The organism is Pseudorhodoferax soli (assembly GCF_003337555.1).
Taxonomy (GTDB): Bacteria; Pseudomonadota; Gammaproteobacteria; order Burkholderiales; family Burkholderiaceae_C; genus Pseudorhodoferax; species Pseudorhodoferax soli.
Genome location: NZ_QPJK01000003.1, coordinates 214,264 through 229,670 on the forward strand (window position 1 = coordinate 214,264; position 15,407 = coordinate 229,670).

Sequence of the window (15,407 nt, forward strand, 5' to 3'; positions counted from 1 at the left end):
CGACATGAAGCTGCAAGAGCTCGCGGGCGCCGAGAGGCCGCTCGACTACCAGAAGCTGGTGTTCGACTACCAGCCCCATCCCGACCAGCACGCCGCCACGCCGGCGCGCCACCCGGTCGTCATCGTCGGTGCCGGCCCGGTCGGCCTGGCATTGGCCATCGACCTGGCCCAGCAGCAGGTGCCCGTGGTGCTGCTGGACAACGACCACCGGCTTTCCACCGGCTCGCGCGCCATCTGCTTTTCCAAGCGCTCGCTGGAGATCTTCGACCGCCTGGGCTGCGGCGAAGCCATGGCCGCCAAGGGCGTGTCGTGGAAGGTCGGCCGCGTGTTCCTGCGCGGCGAGGAGGTCTACAGCTTCGACCTGCTGCCCGAGGACGGCCATGCGCGCCCGGCCTTCGTCAACCTGCAGCAGTACTACGTCGAGGGCTTCCTGGCCGAGCGCGCCGCGGCTCTGCCCTTGATCGACGTGCGCTGGCAAAACAAGGTCACGGGCGTCGAACAGAAGGGCGACCACGCGCTGCTGACCATCGAGACGCCGGACGGCCCCTACCAGTTGCAGGCCGACTGGGTGGCCGCCTGCGACGGCTCGCGCTCCGCCGTGCGCCAGCTGCTGGGCCAGGAGAGCCATGGCCGCGTGTTCCGCGACCGCTTCCTGATCGCCGACGTGAAGATGAAGGTCGACTTCCCGGCCGAGCGCTGGTTCTGGTTCGACCCGGACTTCCACCGCAACCAGAGCGTGCTGCTGCACATGCAGCCCGATGGCGTCTGGCGCATCGATTTCCAGCTGGGCTGGGACGCCGACCCGGAGGTCGAGAAGCGGCCCGAGAACATCATGCCGCGCGTGCGCGCGCTGCTCGAGGCCTCGCCGTTCAAGGGCGCCGAGGTGGAGCTCGAATGGGCCAGCGTCTACACCTTTGCCTGCCAGCGCATGGATGCCTTCCGCCACGGCCGCGTGCTGTTCGCGGGCGACGCGGCGCACGGCGTCTCGCCGTTCGGCGCACGCGGTGCCAATTCCGGCCTGCAGGACGCCGAGAACCTGGCCTGGAAGCTCGCCGCCGTGCTGCGCCGGCAGGCGCCCGATGCACTGCTCGACAGCTATGCGCGCGAACGCGAGATGGCGGCCGACGAGAACATCCAGAACTCCACGCGCGCCACCGACTTCATCACGCCCAAGAGCGAGATCAGCCGGCTGTTCCGCGACGCCGTGCTGCAGCTTGCCCGCCGGCACGAGTTCGCACGGCGGATGGTCAACAGCGGGCGGCTGTCGGTGCCGGCCACCTTGCACGGCTCGGTGCTGAACACCGAGGATGCGGACGGTTTCGCCGGCCGCATGGTGCCCGGCGCGGTCGCTGCAGATGCACCGGTGGCCGATGGCTGGCTGCTGCAGCGCCTGGCGGGCACGCGCTTCGCGGCCGTGGTGTTCGGCGAAGGCGAGGGCGCCCAGGCCAGCCTGCGGGCGCTGACCGCGGCCGAGCTGCCGCTGCAGGTCGAGCGCCTGCCGCTGGACGCAGCCCACGCGCTGGCTGCAGCGCGCTACGACGCGCAGGACGGCACGACCTACCTGCTGCGCCCGGACCAGCATGTCTGCGCGCGCTGGCGCCGGCCCACGGCCGCCGCCCTGCGCGCCGCCCACGACCGCGCCCTGGCCAGGGCCTGATGGAGACCGGCATGCAAGCGATACCCGAACACCTGGACACCAGCGCGCGGCTGGCCGCACCCGACGACTTCTACGAAGCCCTGATCGACGCCCACCAGGGCCTGTCGACCGAGGAAAGCCATGCGCTCAATGCGCGCCTGGTGCTGCTGCTGGCCAACCAGATCGGCACACTGCCGGTGCTGCGCGAAGCCCTGGCCGCCGCGCGCGAAGCCTGAAGATTTTCACAACCACTGGAGACAACCATGACCCGCTTCCTCGCCACCGGCCTGCTGGCCGCCACCCTGTCCTTCGCCGCCACGGCGCAGTCCGGCAAGCCCATCGAATGGATCGTCGGCTATGCAGCCGGCGGCGGCTCCGACGCCGTGGCGCGCGCCACGGCCGAGGCCATGGCCAAGACACTGGCCGCGCCCATCGTCATCAACAACAAGCCCGGCGGGGCCACCAACATCGCGGCCGAGTACGCGGTGCGCGCCAAGGACCTGGAGAACACCGTCTTCACGGCCGACTTCGCCACCCTGGCCGTGAACCCCTTCCTGTTTCCCAAGCTGCCCTACAGCGCCGAGAAGGACCTGAGGCCCGTGGGCCTGCTGGCGCGCTTCCCCCTCGTGCTGGTGGTCGGCCCGCAGGTGCCGGCCAGCAATTGGAAGGAGTTCGTGGCCTGGGCCAAGGCCCAGAACGGCAATGTCAACTACGCCTCGGCAGGGGTCGGCAGCCCGCACCACCTGGCCACCGAGCTGCTGGGCGAGCAGGGCGGCCTGAAGCTCACGCACGTGGCCTACAAGGGCGCGGCGCCCGCGGTGGCCGATGTGCTGGGCGGCCAGGTGCCGTTCATGCTCGTGGACACCGCGAGCGGCAACCAGTTCGTGCTGTCGGGCAAGCTCAAAGCCATCGGCGTGGCCAGCGCGGCCCGCATCGCCAGCCTGCCCAACGTGCCCACGCTGGCCGAGCAGGGCCTCTCCGGCTACGAGGCCTATGCCTGGCAGGGCCTGACCGTGCCGGCCGGCGCGACCGACGCCACCGTGGCCCGTTACAGCCGAGCCTTGCAAGAGGCACTGGCCTCGCCGACCGTGAAGGCGCGCTACGAGGCGCTGGGCGTGGAAGGCCTGCCGGGCACGCCCGAGCAGATGGCCGCCTACGTCAAGCAGGAGCGCGAGCGCTGGGGCCGCGTGATCCGCAGCAACAACATCCGCATCGACTGAAAGGAACACCATGGCCCAGGACCAGCTGCGCTACCAAAGCGGCTTCGGCAACGAGTACGCCACCGAGGCCGTGCCCGGCAGCCTGCCGCAGGGGCGCAACAGCCCGCAGCGGGCGCCGCACGATCTGTACCCCGAACTGGTCTCGGGCACGGCGTTCACGGCGCCGCGCCACGAACAGCGGCGCAGCTGGATGTACCGGCGCCAGCCTTCGGTGGTCGCGGGGCGCTACCAGCCCTATGCCCAGCCGCTGTGGACCACGGGCGGCGACCGCGAGATCGCACTGGCGCCCGAACCCCTGCGCTGGCATCCGATGCCGCTGGACGGCGCGGAGCTCGATTTCGTCGACGGCATGCGCACGCTGGCCGCCAATGGCGATGCCGACGCGCAGACCGGCGTGGGCTCGCTCGTCTACGTGGCCGGCAAATCCATGGGCCGGCGCGCGTTCGTCAATGCCGACGGCGAATTGCTGGTCGTGCCGCAGCAGGGCCGGCTCCTGATCACGACAGAGCTGGGCGTGCTCGATGTCGCACCCGGCGAGATCGCGCTGCTGCCGCGCGGCCTGGCCTTCAAGGTCGAACTGCCGGACACCGACGCTGGCGCGGGCCTGTCGCGCGGCTACGTCTGCGAGAACTACGGCGCGCAGTTCCGCCTGCCCGAGCTGGGGCCGATCGGCTCCAACGGCCTGGCCAATGCGCGCGACTTCCTCGCGCCCGTGGCGGCCTACGAGGAGGCCGCCGGCCCCTACGAGCTCATCAAGAAATTCGGCGGGCGCTTCTGGCGCGCGCCGGCCCGGGGCACGCCGTTCAACGTCGTGGCCTGGCACGGCAACCTGGCTCCGGTGAAGTACGACACCAAGAACTTCATGACCATCGGCTCGATCAGCTTCGACCACCCGGACCCGTCGATCTTCACGGTGCTGACCTCGCCCAGCGACACGCCCGGCACGGCCAACTGCGACTTCGTGATCTTCCCGCCGCGCTGGCTGGTGATGGAGGACACCTTCCGTCCGCCCTGGTACCACCGCAACCTCATGAGCGAGTTCATGGGCCTGGTGTACGGCGAGTACGACGCCAAGCCCGGCGGCTTCAAGCCCGGCGGCGCCAGCCTGCACAATGCCATGGTGCCGCACGGTCCGGACGAGGAGGCTTTCGAGAAGGCCTCATCCGTGGACCTCAAGCCGCAGAAACTCGACAACACGCTGGCCTTCATGTTCGAAAGCCGCTACCGCTTCATCCCGACCGCGTGGGCGCTGAACACCGCGCCGCTGGACCACGACTACGCCGACTGCTGGGCTGGCCTCAAGGACCAATTCAAACCATGACGATCCGCTGAAGAACGGAGACACACCTTGCCCCATCCTTCCATCGCATCGCGCCGCCGCCACCTGGGCTTGCTGGCGGCCTGCATTGCCCTGTCCGCGAGCACGCTGCATGCGGCGGATTTCCCCACCAAGCCGATCCGTTTCGTCGTGCCCTATGCGGCCGGCGGCACCACCGACCTGGTGGCCCGCACCGTCGGCCAGAAGGTGGGCGAGCTGCTGGGCCAACCGGTCGTCATCGACAACCGCGGCGGGGCCGGCGGCAACATCGGCATGGACCTGGTCGCCAAGTCGGCGCCCGACGGCCACACCATCGGCTTCGGCGCGATCTCGACCAATGCGCTGAACCCGCATGTCTACAAGTCCATGGCCTTCGACCCGCGCAAGGACTTCACCGCCATCAGCCTGCTCGGCACCTCGACCATCGTGCTGGAAGTGCCCGCCACGTCGCCGATCAAGAGCGTGGCCGATCTGGTCGCCGCCGCGAAGAAGTCGCCCGGCCTGCCGTACGCGACGGCCGGCGCCGGCACGTCGATGCACCTGTCCGGCGTGATGTTCGCGCAGATGACGGGCACCGAGCTGACGCACGTGGCCTACAAGGGCAGCGGCCCCGGCATCACCGATCTGCTGGGCGGCACCGTCGGCGTGATGTTCGACAACCTGCCGGCCTCGTTGCCGCACATCCAGGCGGGCCGGCTGCGCGCGCTGGCCGTGGCCGGGGCCGCCCGCTCACCGTCGTTGCCCGAGGTGCCCACCATTGCGGAAACCGGGCTCAAGGACTATGCGGTCGACCCCTGGTTCGGCGTCTACGGTCCCGCGAACCTGCCGCCGGCCGTGGTGCAGGCGCTGAACAAGGCGTTCACGACGGCGCTGGCCATGCCCGAGGTCAAGGACAAGCTGCTGGCCGCCGGCTTCAACCCGCGCGGCTCCAGCGCCGAGGCGCTGACCCAGCTGACCCAATCCGAATACCAGCGCCTGGGCGACGTCGCCCGCAAGGCCGCCATGAGCGTCGATTGACACAGGAATCCCGATGACGATGAACACCGACACCACCCACGCCCCGCAGCTGCGCAGCTGGGTCGCTTCCGCCAACGTGGCGGGCTGCGACTTCCCGATCCAGAACCTGCCGTTCGGCCGCTTCCGCCCGGCCGGCAGCGCCGAGGCCTTCCGCATCGGCGTGGCCATCGGCGACCAGGTGCTGGACCTGAAGGCCGCAGGCCTTGTCGCCCACGCCGACATGAACGCGCTGATGGGCGCTACGCCCGCCGAGCGCCGGGCCTTGCGCGAGCGCCTGTCCGCCGGCCTGGCCGAAGGCAGTGCGCAGCAAGCGGCTTGGGCCCAGGCGCTCGTGCCGCAAGCGCAGTGCGATTACACGGTGCCCTGCGAGGTGCGCGACTACACGGACTTCTACACCAGCGTGCACCACGCCACGACCGTGGGCAAGCAGTTCCGGCCCGACAACCCGCTACTGCCCAACTACAAGTGGGTGCCCATCGGTTACCACGGGCGCGCCAGTTCCATCATGGTCAGCGGCACCGCGTTCAAGCGCCCGCAAGGCCAGACCAAGGCAGCCGATGCGGCCGTTCCCACGTTCGGCCCCTGCAAGCGGCTCGACTACGAACTGGAGCTGGCCTACTTCGTGGGGCAGGGCAATGCGCTGGGCGAGCCGGTCGGCATTGACTCGGCCGAGGCGCACCTGTTCGGCGTGGGCCTGTTCAACGACTGGTCGGCGCGCGACCTGCAGGCCTGGGAATACCAGCCGCTGGGCCCGTTCCTGTCCAAGAATTTCGCCTCCACGGTCTCGCCCTGGATCGTGACCATGGAAGCGCTGGCGCCGTTCCGCGCACCGTTCACGCGGCCCGCGGGCGACCCGCAGCCCCTGCCTTACCTGGACAGCGCGGCCAACCGCGCGCAGGGCGCGCTGGACATCACGCTGGAGGTCTGGCTGCAGACCGCCAAGATGCGCGCGGCGGGCGAGGAGGGCGTGCGCCTCACGCGTGGCAACACCACGCAGGCCGCCTACTGGACGGCCGCGCAACTCGTCGCGCACCACACGGTGAACGGCTGCAACCTGAACCCGGGCGACCTGCTCGGCTCGGGCACGCTGTCGGGCCCGACACCGGGCGAGGCCGGTTCGCTGCTGGAGCTGTCGCAGGGTGGCAAGCAGCCGATCAGCCTGCCCAACGGCGAGACGCGCAGCTTCCTGGAGGACGGCGACACCCTGATCCTGCGCGGCTGGTGCGAACGCGCAGGCGCCGTGCGCATCGGCCTGGGCGAGGCGCGCGGCACGGTGATCGGCTGAGGCGGGCGGCGCATCCCCCGCCCGGGGATGCGGCGAAGTTGGCGGGCTTTCGCAAGCCCGCCGTCCACCCTGACGCGGCGACATACAGCGGGTGGCATTCGGCCGCGGAACCGTCGAGGAACGGCTCGCGGAACGGGTTCAGCGCCACAGAACTGCGCCCACGCACTGCCTTGGCGGCGCCGGTGCAACGCGGGAAAGTCCCAATGTGACAGCTGTTTAGCAAACGTTTGCGCAAACGTTTCCGTCTCTATACTTCCGCCCCTGTCCTGCACGCACCACCGAAGGAGACATCCATGCGTTCGACCCGCCGCACCCTCACCACCGCGCTGGCCCTGGCCGGCGTCCTGGCCGCCACGCCGGTCCTGGCACAAAGCCCTCCGCCCAAGGTGGCCCTGGTCATGAAGTCTTTGGCCAACGAGTTCTTCCTGACCATGGAGGAAGGCGCCAAGGCCCACCAGAAGGCCAATGCCAAGCAGTACACGCTCGTGGCCAACGGCATCAAGGACGAGACCGACGCGGCAGCGCAGATCCGCATCGTCGAGCAGATGGTGGCCCAGAAGGTCGACGCGCTGGTGATCGCCCCCGCGGATTCCAAGGCCCTGGTGCCGGCCATCAAGGCCGCCGCCGACAAGGGCGTGCTGGTCGTGAACATCGACAACCGGCTGGACGAGGCAGCGCTCAAGGAGAAGGGCTTGTCCGTGCCCTTCGTGGGCCCGGACAACCGCGCCGGCGCCAAGCTGGTGGGCGATGCGCTGGCCAAGACGCTCAAGAGCGGCGACAAGGTGGGCATCATCGAAGGCGTGTCCACCACCTTCAATGCGCAGCATCGCACGCTGGGCTACCAGGATGCGATGAAGGCGGCCGGCATCACGGTGGTGGGCGTGCAGTCGGGCCAGTGGGAGATCGACAAGGCCAACCAGGTGGCCTCCAGCATGCTGCGCGAGCACCCGGACCTGAAGGCCCTGCTGGCGGGCAACGACTCGATGGCGCTGGGCGCGGTGGCAGCGGTCAAGGCTGCAGGCAAGACCGGCAAGGTGGCCGTGGTGGGCTACGACAACATCAGCGCGATCAAGCCCATGCTCAAAGACGGGCGCGTGCTGGCCACGGCCGACCAGTTCGCGGCCAAGCAGGCGGTGTTCGGCATCGAGACGGCGCTCAAGGCGCTGGCGGCCAAGACGCCGCAGAGCGGCATGCCCGCGCAGATCAAGACCGACGTGGTCCTTGTCACCAAGGATAGCAAGTAAGCATGGCCGGGCAGCAGCCCCCGGTGCTGGCGCTCCAGGGCATCGGCAAGGACTATGCGGCCACCGTGCTCGACGGTGTCGGCCTGGAGCTGCACGCCGGCCAGGTGCTGGCGCTGACGGGCGAGAACGGCGCGGGCAAGAGCACGCTGTCCAAGATCGTCTGCGGCCTGGTCGCGCCCACGCGCGGCAGCATGCAGCTGGGTGGCGAGCCCTTCGCGCCGCGTTCGCGCCGCGAGGCCGAGGCCCGCGGCGTGCGCATGGTCATGCAGGAGCTGGGCCTGGTGCCCACGCTGACGGTCGCCGAGAACCTGCTGCTGGGCCGCCTGCCGAGCCGCGCCGGCTGGGTCGACCAGGGCCGTTTGCGCGCGCTGGCCGAGCGGCAGCTGGCGCGCATCGGCCTGACCGACATCGACCCCGCCACACCGGTGGCGCGGCTGGGCATCGGCCACCAGCAGATGGTGGAGATCGCGCGCAACCTGCAGGACGACACGCGCGTGCTGATCCTGGACGAGCCGACGGCCATGCTGACCGCGCGCGAGTCCGAGCGTCTGTTCGCGCAGATCGCCCAGCTCGCGGCGGCCGGCGTGGCGCTGGTCTACGTCTCGCACCGGCTGGAGGAACTGCGCCGCATCTGCGACCAGGTGGCCGTGCTGCGCGATGGCCGGCTCGTCGATGCGCGGCCCATGGCCGGCGTCAGCGAGGCCGACCTGGTGCAGCGCATGATCGGCCGGACACTGGCCGACGAGGCGGTGCGGCCACGCCGCCCGGCGGGCCCGACCAAGCTGCGCCTGCGCGGCCTGGGCCGCGGGCAGGCCGTGCGCGACGTGAGCCTGGATGTGCACGCGGGCGAGGTGTTCGGCCTCGCCGGCCTGGTGGGCTCCGGCCGCACCGAGCTGTTGCGCCTGGTCTATGGCGCCGACCGGGCCGACCGCGGCAGCGTCGAGCTGCTGGACGCCACGGGCCAGGCCGCGCCGCGCTGGTCCAGCCCCGTGCAGGCGGTGCGCCGGCGCGTCGGCCTGGTCAGCGAAGACCGCAAGTCCGAAGGCCTGCTGCTGTCCCAGCCCATCCGTGTCAACACCACACTCAGCGACCTGCGTGCGGTGGCCCGAGGCGGCTGGCTGCAACCGGGCCGCGAGCGCGGCATCGTGCAGGGGCTGGTCCGCAAGCTGCGCGTGCGCTGCCGCGACGAGGAGCAGCCCGTGGCCGCGCTGTCGGGCGGCAACCAGCAGAAGGTGGTGTTCGCGCGCTGGCTGCACCGCGACTGCGAGGTGCTGTTGCTGGACGAACCCACGCGCGGGGTCGACGTCGGCGCCCGCGCCGACCTCTATGCCGAGCTGGACCGCATGGCGGCCGACGGCCGTGCGCTGCTCATGGTCTCCAGCGACCTGCGCGAACTGATGGCCATGTGCGACCGCATCGGCGTCATGAGCGGCGGCCGCCTCGTCCAGGTGTTCGAGCGCGGCGCCTGGACCGAACAAGCCCTGCTGGCCGCCGCATTCAGCGGCGTCAGCGCACCACGCCCCGAAGAGGCGTCCGCATGAGCGCCGCCCGGCCGCCAGCAGGCGCTCGCACCGTAGCCCAAGGCGAAGGAACACTCATGAGCGCCGCCCTCCCTGACACCAAGACACCACGCACCGGCCTGAACGCACAGCTGGGCACCTACCTGGGCCTGGCCGTCGTGCTGCTCGGCATGGTGGCGCTGTTCAGCAGCCTGAGCGAATACTTCTTCACGACCGACACCTTCGTCGCCATCGTCAACGAAATCCCGGCGCTGGCCGTGATGGCGGTGGGCATGACCTTCGTGCTGATCATCGCCGGCATCGACCTGTCGGTGGGTTCCGTGCTGGCGCTGAGCGCCGCGCTGAGCGCCATGGCGGTGCTGCAGTGGGGCTGGACGCCGCTGGCCGCCGCGCTGCTGGGCCTGGCCGCCGGCGCGCTGTGCGGCCTGGTGCTGGGTTCGGTCTCGGTTGCCTGGCGGCTGCCGTCCTTCATCGTCTCGCTGGGCATGCTGGAGGTGGTGCGCGGCTCGGCCTACCTCGTCACGGGCTCGCGCACGCAGTACGTGGGCGAGCGCATCGCCGGCCTGGCCGCGCCGCTCGTCGGTGGGGTCTCGGTGGCCTTCCTCATCGCGGTGCTGCTGGTCGTCGTCGGCCAACTGCTGCTCACGCGGACCGTGTTCGGACGCAGCGTGGTGGGCATCGGCACCAACGAGGAGGCCATGCGCCTGGCCGGCGTGGACCCGCGCCCGGTGCGCATCGCCGTGTTCACGCTCACAGGCCTCCTGGCCGGCCTGGCCGGACTGATGCAGGCCGCGCGCATGGAAGCCGCCGACCCCAATGCAGGGCAGGGCATGGAGCTGCGCGTGATCGCCGCCGTGGTGATCGGCGGAACCAGCCTCATGGGCGGTCGTGGCTCGGTGGTCAACACCTTCATCGGCGTGCTCATCATCGCGGTGCTGGAGGCGGGGCTGGCCCAGGTCGGCGCCAGCGAGCCGAGCAAACGCATCATCACGGGCTGCGTGATCGTCGTGGCGGTGATCGTCGACACGCTGCGCCAGCGCCGCGCCGCGAGGGGCTGAGCATGGCGACCATCAAGGACGTGGCCCGCCAGGCCCGGGTCTCCGTGACCACCGTCTCGCACGTGGTCAACAAGACCCGCTTCGTCAGCGAGGAAGGACGCAACCGCGTCGAGCAGGCCATCCGCGAACTGGGCTACGTGCCCAGCGCGGTGGCGCGCAGCCTGCAGCGCAGCGCCACCAACACGCTGGGCATGCTGATCCCCAACAGCTCGAACCCGTACTTCGCCGAGATCGTGCGCGGCATCGAGGACCGCTGCTTCGGTGCCGGCTACAACCTGGTGCTGTGCAACACCGACGACGAGCCGCGCCGCCAGGGCATGGTGCTGCAGGTGCTGGCCGAGCGCCGTGTGGACGGCCTCATCGTGGTGTCCTCCGGCGAAGACCCGGCCCTGCCCGAACTGCTGGCCGGCCTGCGCATGCCCACCGTCATGGTCGACCGCGAGATCGACACCTTGCCCTGTGACCTGGTGGAGACGGCCCACATGCAGGGCGCGCTGCTGGCCGTGCAGCACCTCACGGCGCTGGGCCACCGCCGCATCGCCTGCATCGGCGGCCCGGCCGGCGTGGCCACGGCCGACCAGCGTGCGGAGGGCTGGCGCATGGCGCTGGCCGGCCTGGGCCTTGCCAGCGCCGGCCTGCTGCAGCCCGGCGACTTCACGAGCGAGGGCGGCTATGCCGCCATGCACGCCATCCTGCGGCAGACGCCGCGGCCCAGCGCCGTCTTCGTTGCCAACGACCTGATGGCGATCGGTGCGCTGTGCGCCGCGCACGAATGCGGCGTGGCCGTGCCCGACGAACTCTCGCTGGTCGGCTTCGACGACATCGAGCTGGCCCGCTTCGCCTGCCCGCCGCTGACCACAGTCGCCCAGCCCAAGCAGCGCATCGCCGCGATGGCGGTGGACATGCTGCTCGAGCGCATCGAAGGCCGCCGCCAAGATGTGCGCAAGGTCGTGCTGCAGCCCGAACTGCGCGTGCGCGCCTCGAGCGCGCCGTACCGGGAGTCGGCGGCATGACCGAAGTGCCGAACATCCTGGTGCTGGGCAGCCTGAACATGGACCTGCTGCTGCGCGTGCCGCGTGCGCCCGAGGCCGGCGAGACGCTGATCGGCCATTCGCTGGCGCTGTTCCCGGGCGGCAAAGGCGGCAACCAGGCCGTCAGCTGCGCGCGCCAGGGCGCGCAGGTGCGGCTGCTGGCGCGCATTGGCCGCGATGCCGACGGGCAGGCCTTGCGCGCCGCGCTGGCGCATGACGGCATCGCGCTGGATGCGCTGCAGGTGGACGCGCAGACGCCCACCGGCCGCGCGCTGGTGATGTTGGAAGACTCCGCGCAGAACCGCATCGTCGTGCTGCCGGGCGCCAATGCCACGCTGCAGGTGGACGAGGCCCTGCTGGCGCGGCAACTCGCCGGCGCGCAGTTTTTCGTCACGCAGCTCGAATCGCCGTTGCCGGCGGTGCTGCAGGCCGTGGCCGCTGCGCACCGCGCCGGCTGCGCAGTGCTGCTGAACCCGTCGCCGATGCAGCCGCTGCCGGACACGCTGTGGCCGCAGCTGGACACGCTGGTGGTCAACGAGGTCGAGGCCGCGGCCTACGCGGGCTGTGCGGTCGCGACGCCCGAGCAGGCTGCCGCGGCCGGCCAGGCGCTGCGCGCGCGCGGTGTGGCGCGCGTGGTGGTGACGCTGGGCGCGCAGGGCGCCGTCACGGTGGAGCAGGGCGGCTGCAGCCTCCAGCCCGCGCCACAGGTGCAGGCCGTCGACACCACGGCGGCCGGCGACACCTTTGCCGGCGCCCTGGCCGTGGCATTGGCCCAGGGCCAAAGCCTGGCGCAGGCAACCGCGCGCGGTGTTCGCGCTGCGGCCGTGTGTGTGACGCGCGTGGGCGCGCAGGTGTCGATCCCGACTGCCGCCGAGGTCGACGCCCAACCCGAGGCGCCCGCCGCAAAGGAGCTGCCATGAAACGCACCACCTTGCTGCACGCCGAGCTCTCGCGCGTCATCGCCGGCATGGGCCATGGCGACTTGCTCGTCATCGGCGATGCCGGCCTGCCGATCCCGGCCGGGCCGCTGCGCATCGATCTGGCCGTCATGCGCGGCGTCCCACGCTTCGCCGACGTGCTGCACGCCGTGCTCAGTGAGCTGCAGGTCGAGCGTGCCGTGATCGCGCAGGAGGCCTGCGGGCCGGGCGGCGTCACGCCCGACTGGTGCCAGCAGATGCAGCCGCTCGTGCCGGCCACCGTGCCGCACCCGCAACTCAAACAGCTGTGCCTGTCCGCGAAGGCCATGGTGCGCACCGGCGAATGCACGCCTTACATGAACGTGCTCCTCTATGCAGGCGTGACGTTCTGACTTCGGTGGCTCGCGCATGCCCATGCAACTGCAATTCAAGTGGACGCGTTTCGACGCTCTCTCGGCGCTGGAGGTCTACGCGCTCATCCAGGCACGTGAGAGCGTGTTCGTGGTGGAACAGCAATGCCCGTACCAGGAGGCCGACGGGCTGGACCTGCAGGCATGGCACCTCACTGCGCGGGTCGGCGGCGCGCTCGCCGCCTGCGCGCGCGTCGTCGATCCCGGGTTGAAGTACGTGCAGCCTTCCATCGGCCGGGTGATGACCATGCAGGATTTCAGGGCCCATGGCCTTGGCCGGTCCCTGATGCAGGAGGCCATCCGATTCACGCACCAGGCGTTTCCCGGCCAGGGCATCAAGATCGGCGCACAGGCGCGACTGCAGGCGTTCTATGCGTCGCTGGGCTTCGTGCCCGACGGGCAGCCGTACGACGAAGACGGCATCGCCCACATCGACATGACCAAAGCGGGTTGAGAGATCCCGGGCGTGGGGGCCAGGGGCGGGGCCCGGCCCACCCACCAAGAAAAAGCGCCGCACGGTCCGTGCGGCGCCCTGTGGCTGTCGTGCGCAGGGGACTCAGGGAATCGGCACCGGCCGCGTCAGCAGGTCCACGTAGAACTCGAAGAAGCGCGCGTTGTCGAACTTCTTCACCACCTTCATCTTTTGCAGCGTGGCCCCGGCCGGCTGTGTGGCGTAGCCGATGGACTGGCCGTTGTTGGCGGCACCCGGCACGTTGACCACGTCCACATACTCCTCGCTGACCTCGGTCGCATAGGCCGGGTCCATGAGGTAGGCGATGGTCAGCGTGTCCCACACGTTCAAGGTGTAGTTCGGGTCGCCCTCGAAGCCGATGCCGTTGAAGCCAGGGCCCATGACCTCCTTGAACTGCTTGGTGACGGCGGTCTCGCGCGGGCCGTGTGCGATGCGGTTGTAGACCGGCGTGGTCAGCAGCACCGTGTCGGTCACATCCAGCGGAACCACCACCTGCGGTACCGGCTGGCGCACGACGTATTGCGCAGCCTCGGGATCGAACCACCAGTTGAATTCTGCTGTCTTCGTAGTGTTGCCCGGCACGTGCACGGCCCCGCCCATGTAGATGATCTGCTTGATCAGCGGCACGATCTCGGGGGCCTTGCGCATGGCCTTGGCGATGTTCGTCAGCGGGCCGATGGCCAGGATGACGACCTCGCGCGGGTTGGCCTTGATGCTGTCGATCAGGAAGTCGACGGCATGCTGGGCTTGCAGCGTCGTGGTCGTCGCGAAGCCATCCGATGGCGCCGTCAGCTCGGCGGCGGTAGGAGCCGTCTTCTGCACGCTCCAGGCACCGTAATAGCCGTCGTTCTCGGCGCCTGCGGCAATCTCCCGCTCGATGGTGGCCCAGTCGTGCGACAGCGCGTAGTTCTCGCCCGCGTACACCGGGATGCGCTGGCCCATGCCCAGCCGTTCCATGGACTTGAGCGCCTCGGCCACGCCCTGGTCCAGCCACTTGTTGCCCGACACCACGGTGATGCCCAGCACCTGCAGCTTGCCTTCGGCCTGCAGCTGGGCGGCCATCACGCCGAGCTGGCCATCGTCGCTCATGGTGTTGTAGTCGCTGTCGATGATGATCTTGGGCGCGTCATCGTCGTCGCTGCCGCCGCAGCCTTGCAGTGCCAGTGCCAGGCCGGCGAGCACGGCCCCGAAGGTGCGTCGTTGCATGGTCGGGCCCTTCATTTGGAATCCTTGGTCACCAGCACCACGTCGGTCTTGATCGCGGCCGGCATGCCGCTCTGCGGCGTCTTGGCCGCCAGCGCCTTGAGCGCCGTCTCGATGCCGAACACCGCCTGCTTGGCCGCGAACTGGTCGGCCGTGGCCAGCACCCGCCCGTCTTTGAGCATGGGCTTGATCGCGCTGATGTTGTCGTAGCCCACCACGGCCACCTTGCCGGTCTTGCCCGCGGCCTTGACCGCGGCCACCGCGCCCAGCGCCATGGAGTCGTTGCCCGCCAGCAGGGCCTTCAGGTCGGGGTGCTCGCGCAGCATGCTGGAGGCCACCTGGTTGCCCTTGTCGATCTCCCACTGGCCCGACTGCACGCCCACCACCGTGATGCCGGCGGCCTTCATCGCGTCCTGGTAGCCCAGCGTGCGCTGCTGCGCATTGAAGGTGGTGGACACGCCTTCGATGATGCCCACCTTGTCGCCGCCCTTGAGCGTCTTGGCCAGCGCATCGCCCACCAGCTTGGCGCCGGCGCGGTTGTCCGGGCCCACGAAGGGCACGGACAGGCCCTTCTCCTTGAGCGCTGCCTCGTCCAGCCGGTTGTCGATGTTCACGACCAGCACGCCCTTGTCGGCCGCGGCCTTGATGGCCGGCACCAGGGCTTTGGAGTCGGCCGGGGCGATGACCAGCGCGTCGACTTTCTGGGCCACCATCTGCTCGACGATGCGGATCTGCGCCGCCGCGTCGGTTTCGTCCTTGATGCCGTTGGCCACCAGCGTGTACTGCTTGGCGTTGGCCTTCTGGTGCGCCTTGGCGCCTTCCTCCATGGTCAGGAAGAACTCGTTGGCCAAAGACTTCATGACCAGGGCCACCTTGGGCGGGCTCTGCGCCCACACGGGCGCTGCGGCCAGCAAGCCGGCCAGGGCCAGGGCGGTAGTAAGGGTGCTGCGGGTGTCGCGCATAAGGTGTTTCCTGTTTTGGCTGTGTGTGCGGAGCAGCCAATATAGAAAGCACCAAACGTTTGCGCAAACGTTTGCGATCAGTGGTTTCCCGCGAGAAGGTTACAAGAGGTTAAA

General features: G+C 69.9%; 15 protein-coding genes. 13 read left to right on the top strand and 2 right to left on the bottom strand.

The genetic code is table 11. From position 1 onward, the window contains the following. The first annotated feature begins 4 nt into the window (after window positions 1-4). The 13 genes from DES41_RS12685 (at window position 5) to DES41_RS12745 (ending at window position 13,110) form a co-directional block, all read left to right on the top strand. A complete protein-coding gene (locus DES41_RS12685) occupies window positions 5-1,657 on the top strand; it encodes an FAD-dependent oxidoreductase (protein ID WP_114468017.1) in 1,653 nt (550 codons plus the stop codon). Window positions 1,658-1,668: 11 nt separating this feature from the next. Next, complete coding sequence (locus DES41_RS12690; RefSeq protein WP_114468403.1) at window positions 1,669-1,872, top strand: DUF2783 domain-containing protein; 204 nt, start codon at window positions 1,669-1,671, stop codon at window positions 1,870-1,872. 27 nt (window positions 1,873-1,899) lie between these two features. Beyond that, complete coding sequence (locus DES41_RS12695) at window positions 1,900-2,856, top strand: Bug family tripartite tricarboxylate transporter substrate binding protein (protein WP_114468018.1); 957 nt, start codon at window positions 1,900-1,902, stop codon at window positions 2,854-2,856. Between the two features lie 10 nt (window positions 2,857-2,866). Next, window positions 2,867-4,177: a homogentisate 1,2-dioxygenase gene (gene hmgA / locus DES41_RS12700; RefSeq protein WP_114468019.1), complete on the top strand. Its 1,311-nt coding sequence runs from the start codon at window positions 2,867-2,869 to the stop codon at window positions 4,175-4,177. A gap of 27 nt (window positions 4,178-4,204) precedes the next feature. Further along, window positions 4,205-5,191, top strand: coding sequence for a Bug family tripartite tricarboxylate transporter substrate binding protein (locus tag DES41_RS12705; RefSeq protein WP_245965682.1), 987 nt, complete (start codon window positions 4,205-4,207; stop codon window positions 5,189-5,191). Between the two features lie 13 nt (window positions 5,192-5,204). Continuing rightward, window positions 5,205-6,476, top strand: coding sequence for a fumarylacetoacetase (gene fahA, locus DES41_RS12710; protein ID WP_114468020.1), 1,272 nt, complete (start codon window positions 5,205-5,207; stop codon window positions 6,474-6,476). Window positions 6,477-6,769: 293 nt separating this feature from the next. Then, window positions 6,770-7,720, top strand: coding sequence for a sugar ABC transporter substrate-binding protein (locus DES41_RS12715; protein WP_114468021.1), 951 nt, complete (start codon window positions 6,770-6,772; stop codon window positions 7,718-7,720). Between the two features lie 2 nt (window positions 7,721-7,722). Beyond that, entirely contained in the window at window positions 7,723-9,261 is a 1,539-nt protein-coding gene (locus tag DES41_RS12720; protein ID WP_114468022.1) for a sugar ABC transporter ATP-binding protein, read from the top strand. Between the two features lie 56 nt (window positions 9,262-9,317). Beyond that, window positions 9,318-10,298 carry an ABC transporter permease gene (locus DES41_RS12725; RefSeq protein ID WP_114468023.1) on the top strand — a complete coding sequence of 327 codons (981 nt, stop codon included), beginning with the start codon at window positions 9,318-9,320 and terminating at the stop codon, window positions 10,296-10,298. Window positions 10,299-10,300: 2 nt separating this feature from the next. Next, entirely contained in the window at window positions 10,301-11,311 is a 1,011-nt protein-coding gene (locus DES41_RS12730) for a LacI family DNA-binding transcriptional regulator (RefSeq protein ID WP_114468024.1), read from the top strand. Continuing rightward, a complete protein-coding gene (gene rbsK / locus DES41_RS12735) occupies window positions 11,308-12,249 on the top strand; it encodes a ribokinase (RefSeq protein ID WP_114468025.1) in 942 nt (313 codons plus the stop codon). Before DES41_RS12730 ends, rbsK begins: the two co-directional genes overlap by 4 nt. After that, entirely contained in the window at window positions 12,246-12,638 is a 393-nt protein-coding gene (rbsD, locus tag DES41_RS12740; protein WP_114468026.1) for a D-ribose pyranase, read from the top strand. The genes rbsK and rbsD overlap by 4 nt, the downstream gene beginning before the upstream one ends. Window positions 12,639-12,660: 22 nt before the next feature. Beyond that, on the top strand, window positions 12,661-13,110 hold the full coding sequence (locus tag DES41_RS12745; RefSeq protein WP_114468405.1) for a GNAT family N-acetyltransferase: 450 nt from the start codon (window positions 12,661-12,663) through the stop codon (window positions 13,108-13,110). A gap of 102 nt (window positions 13,111-13,212) precedes the next feature. Here the strand turns inward: DES41_RS12745 and DES41_RS12750 are convergent, their stop codons facing one another. Both DES41_RS12750 and DES41_RS12755 read right to left on the bottom strand, forming a co-directional pair. Next, the gene (locus DES41_RS12750) at window positions 13,213-14,334 is read right to left on the bottom strand and encodes a nucleoside hydrolase (protein ID WP_114468406.1); all 1,122 of its coding nucleotides are present in this window, start codon (window positions 14,332-14,334) and stop codon (window positions 13,213-13,215) included. 11 nt (window positions 14,335-14,345) lie between these two features. Then, the gene (locus tag DES41_RS12755; protein WP_114468027.1) at window positions 14,346-15,293 is read right to left on the bottom strand and encodes a sugar ABC transporter substrate-binding protein; all 948 of its coding nucleotides are present in this window, start codon (window positions 15,291-15,293) and stop codon (window positions 14,346-14,348) included. Between the last annotated feature and the right edge of the window lie 114 nt (window positions 15,294-15,407).

Bases quoted from the DNA above. Each gene is read 5' to 3' on its own strand.
- rbsD (WP_114468026.1), top strand. From the start codon at position 12,246: ATGAAACGCACCACCTTGCTGCACGCCGAGCTCTCGCGCGTCATCGCC.
- DES41_RS12720 (WP_114468022.1), top strand. From the start codon at position 7,723: ATGGCCGGGCAGCAGCCCCCGGTGCTGGCGCTCCAGGGCATCGGCAAG.
- DES41_RS12685 (WP_114468017.1), top strand. From the start codon at position 5: ATGAAGCTGCAAGAGCTCGCGGGCGCCGAGAGGCCGCTCGACTACCAG.
- fahA (WP_114468020.1), top strand. From the start codon at position 5,205: ATGACGATGAACACCGACACCACCCACGCCCCGCAGCTGCGCAGCTGG.
- hmgA (WP_114468019.1), top strand. From the start codon at position 2,867: ATGGCCCAGGACCAGCTGCGCTACCAAAGCGGCTTCGGCAACGAGTAC.
- DES41_RS12730 (WP_114468024.1), top strand. From the start codon at position 10,301: ATGGCGACCATCAAGGACGTGGCCCGCCAGGCCCGGGTCTCCGTGACC.
- DES41_RS12750 (WP_114468406.1), bottom strand. From the start codon at position 14,334: ATGCAACGACGCACCTTCGGGGCCGTGCTCGCCGGCCTGGCACTGGCA.
- DES41_RS12690 (WP_114468403.1), top strand. From the start codon at position 1,669: ATGCAAGCGATACCCGAACACCTGGACACCAGCGCGCGGCTGGCCGCA.
- DES41_RS12745 (WP_114468405.1), top strand. From the start codon at position 12,661: ATGCAACTGCAATTCAAGTGGACGCGTTTCGACGCTCTCTCGGCGCTG.
- rbsK (WP_114468025.1), top strand. From the start codon at position 11,308: ATGACCGAAGTGCCGAACATCCTGGTGCTGGGCAGCCTGAACATGGAC.
- DES41_RS12715 (WP_114468021.1), top strand. From the start codon at position 6,770: ATGCGTTCGACCCGCCGCACCCTCACCACCGCGCTGGCCCTGGCCGGC.
- DES41_RS12725 (WP_114468023.1), top strand. From the start codon at position 9,318: ATGAGCGCCGCCCTCCCTGACACCAAGACACCACGCACCGGCCTGAAC.
- DES41_RS12755 (WP_114468027.1), bottom strand. From the start codon at position 15,293: ATGCGCGACACCCGCAGCACCCTTACTACCGCCCTGGCCCTGGCCGGC.
- DES41_RS12695 (WP_114468018.1), top strand. From the start codon at position 1,900: ATGACCCGCTTCCTCGCCACCGGCCTGCTGGCCGCCACCCTGTCCTTC.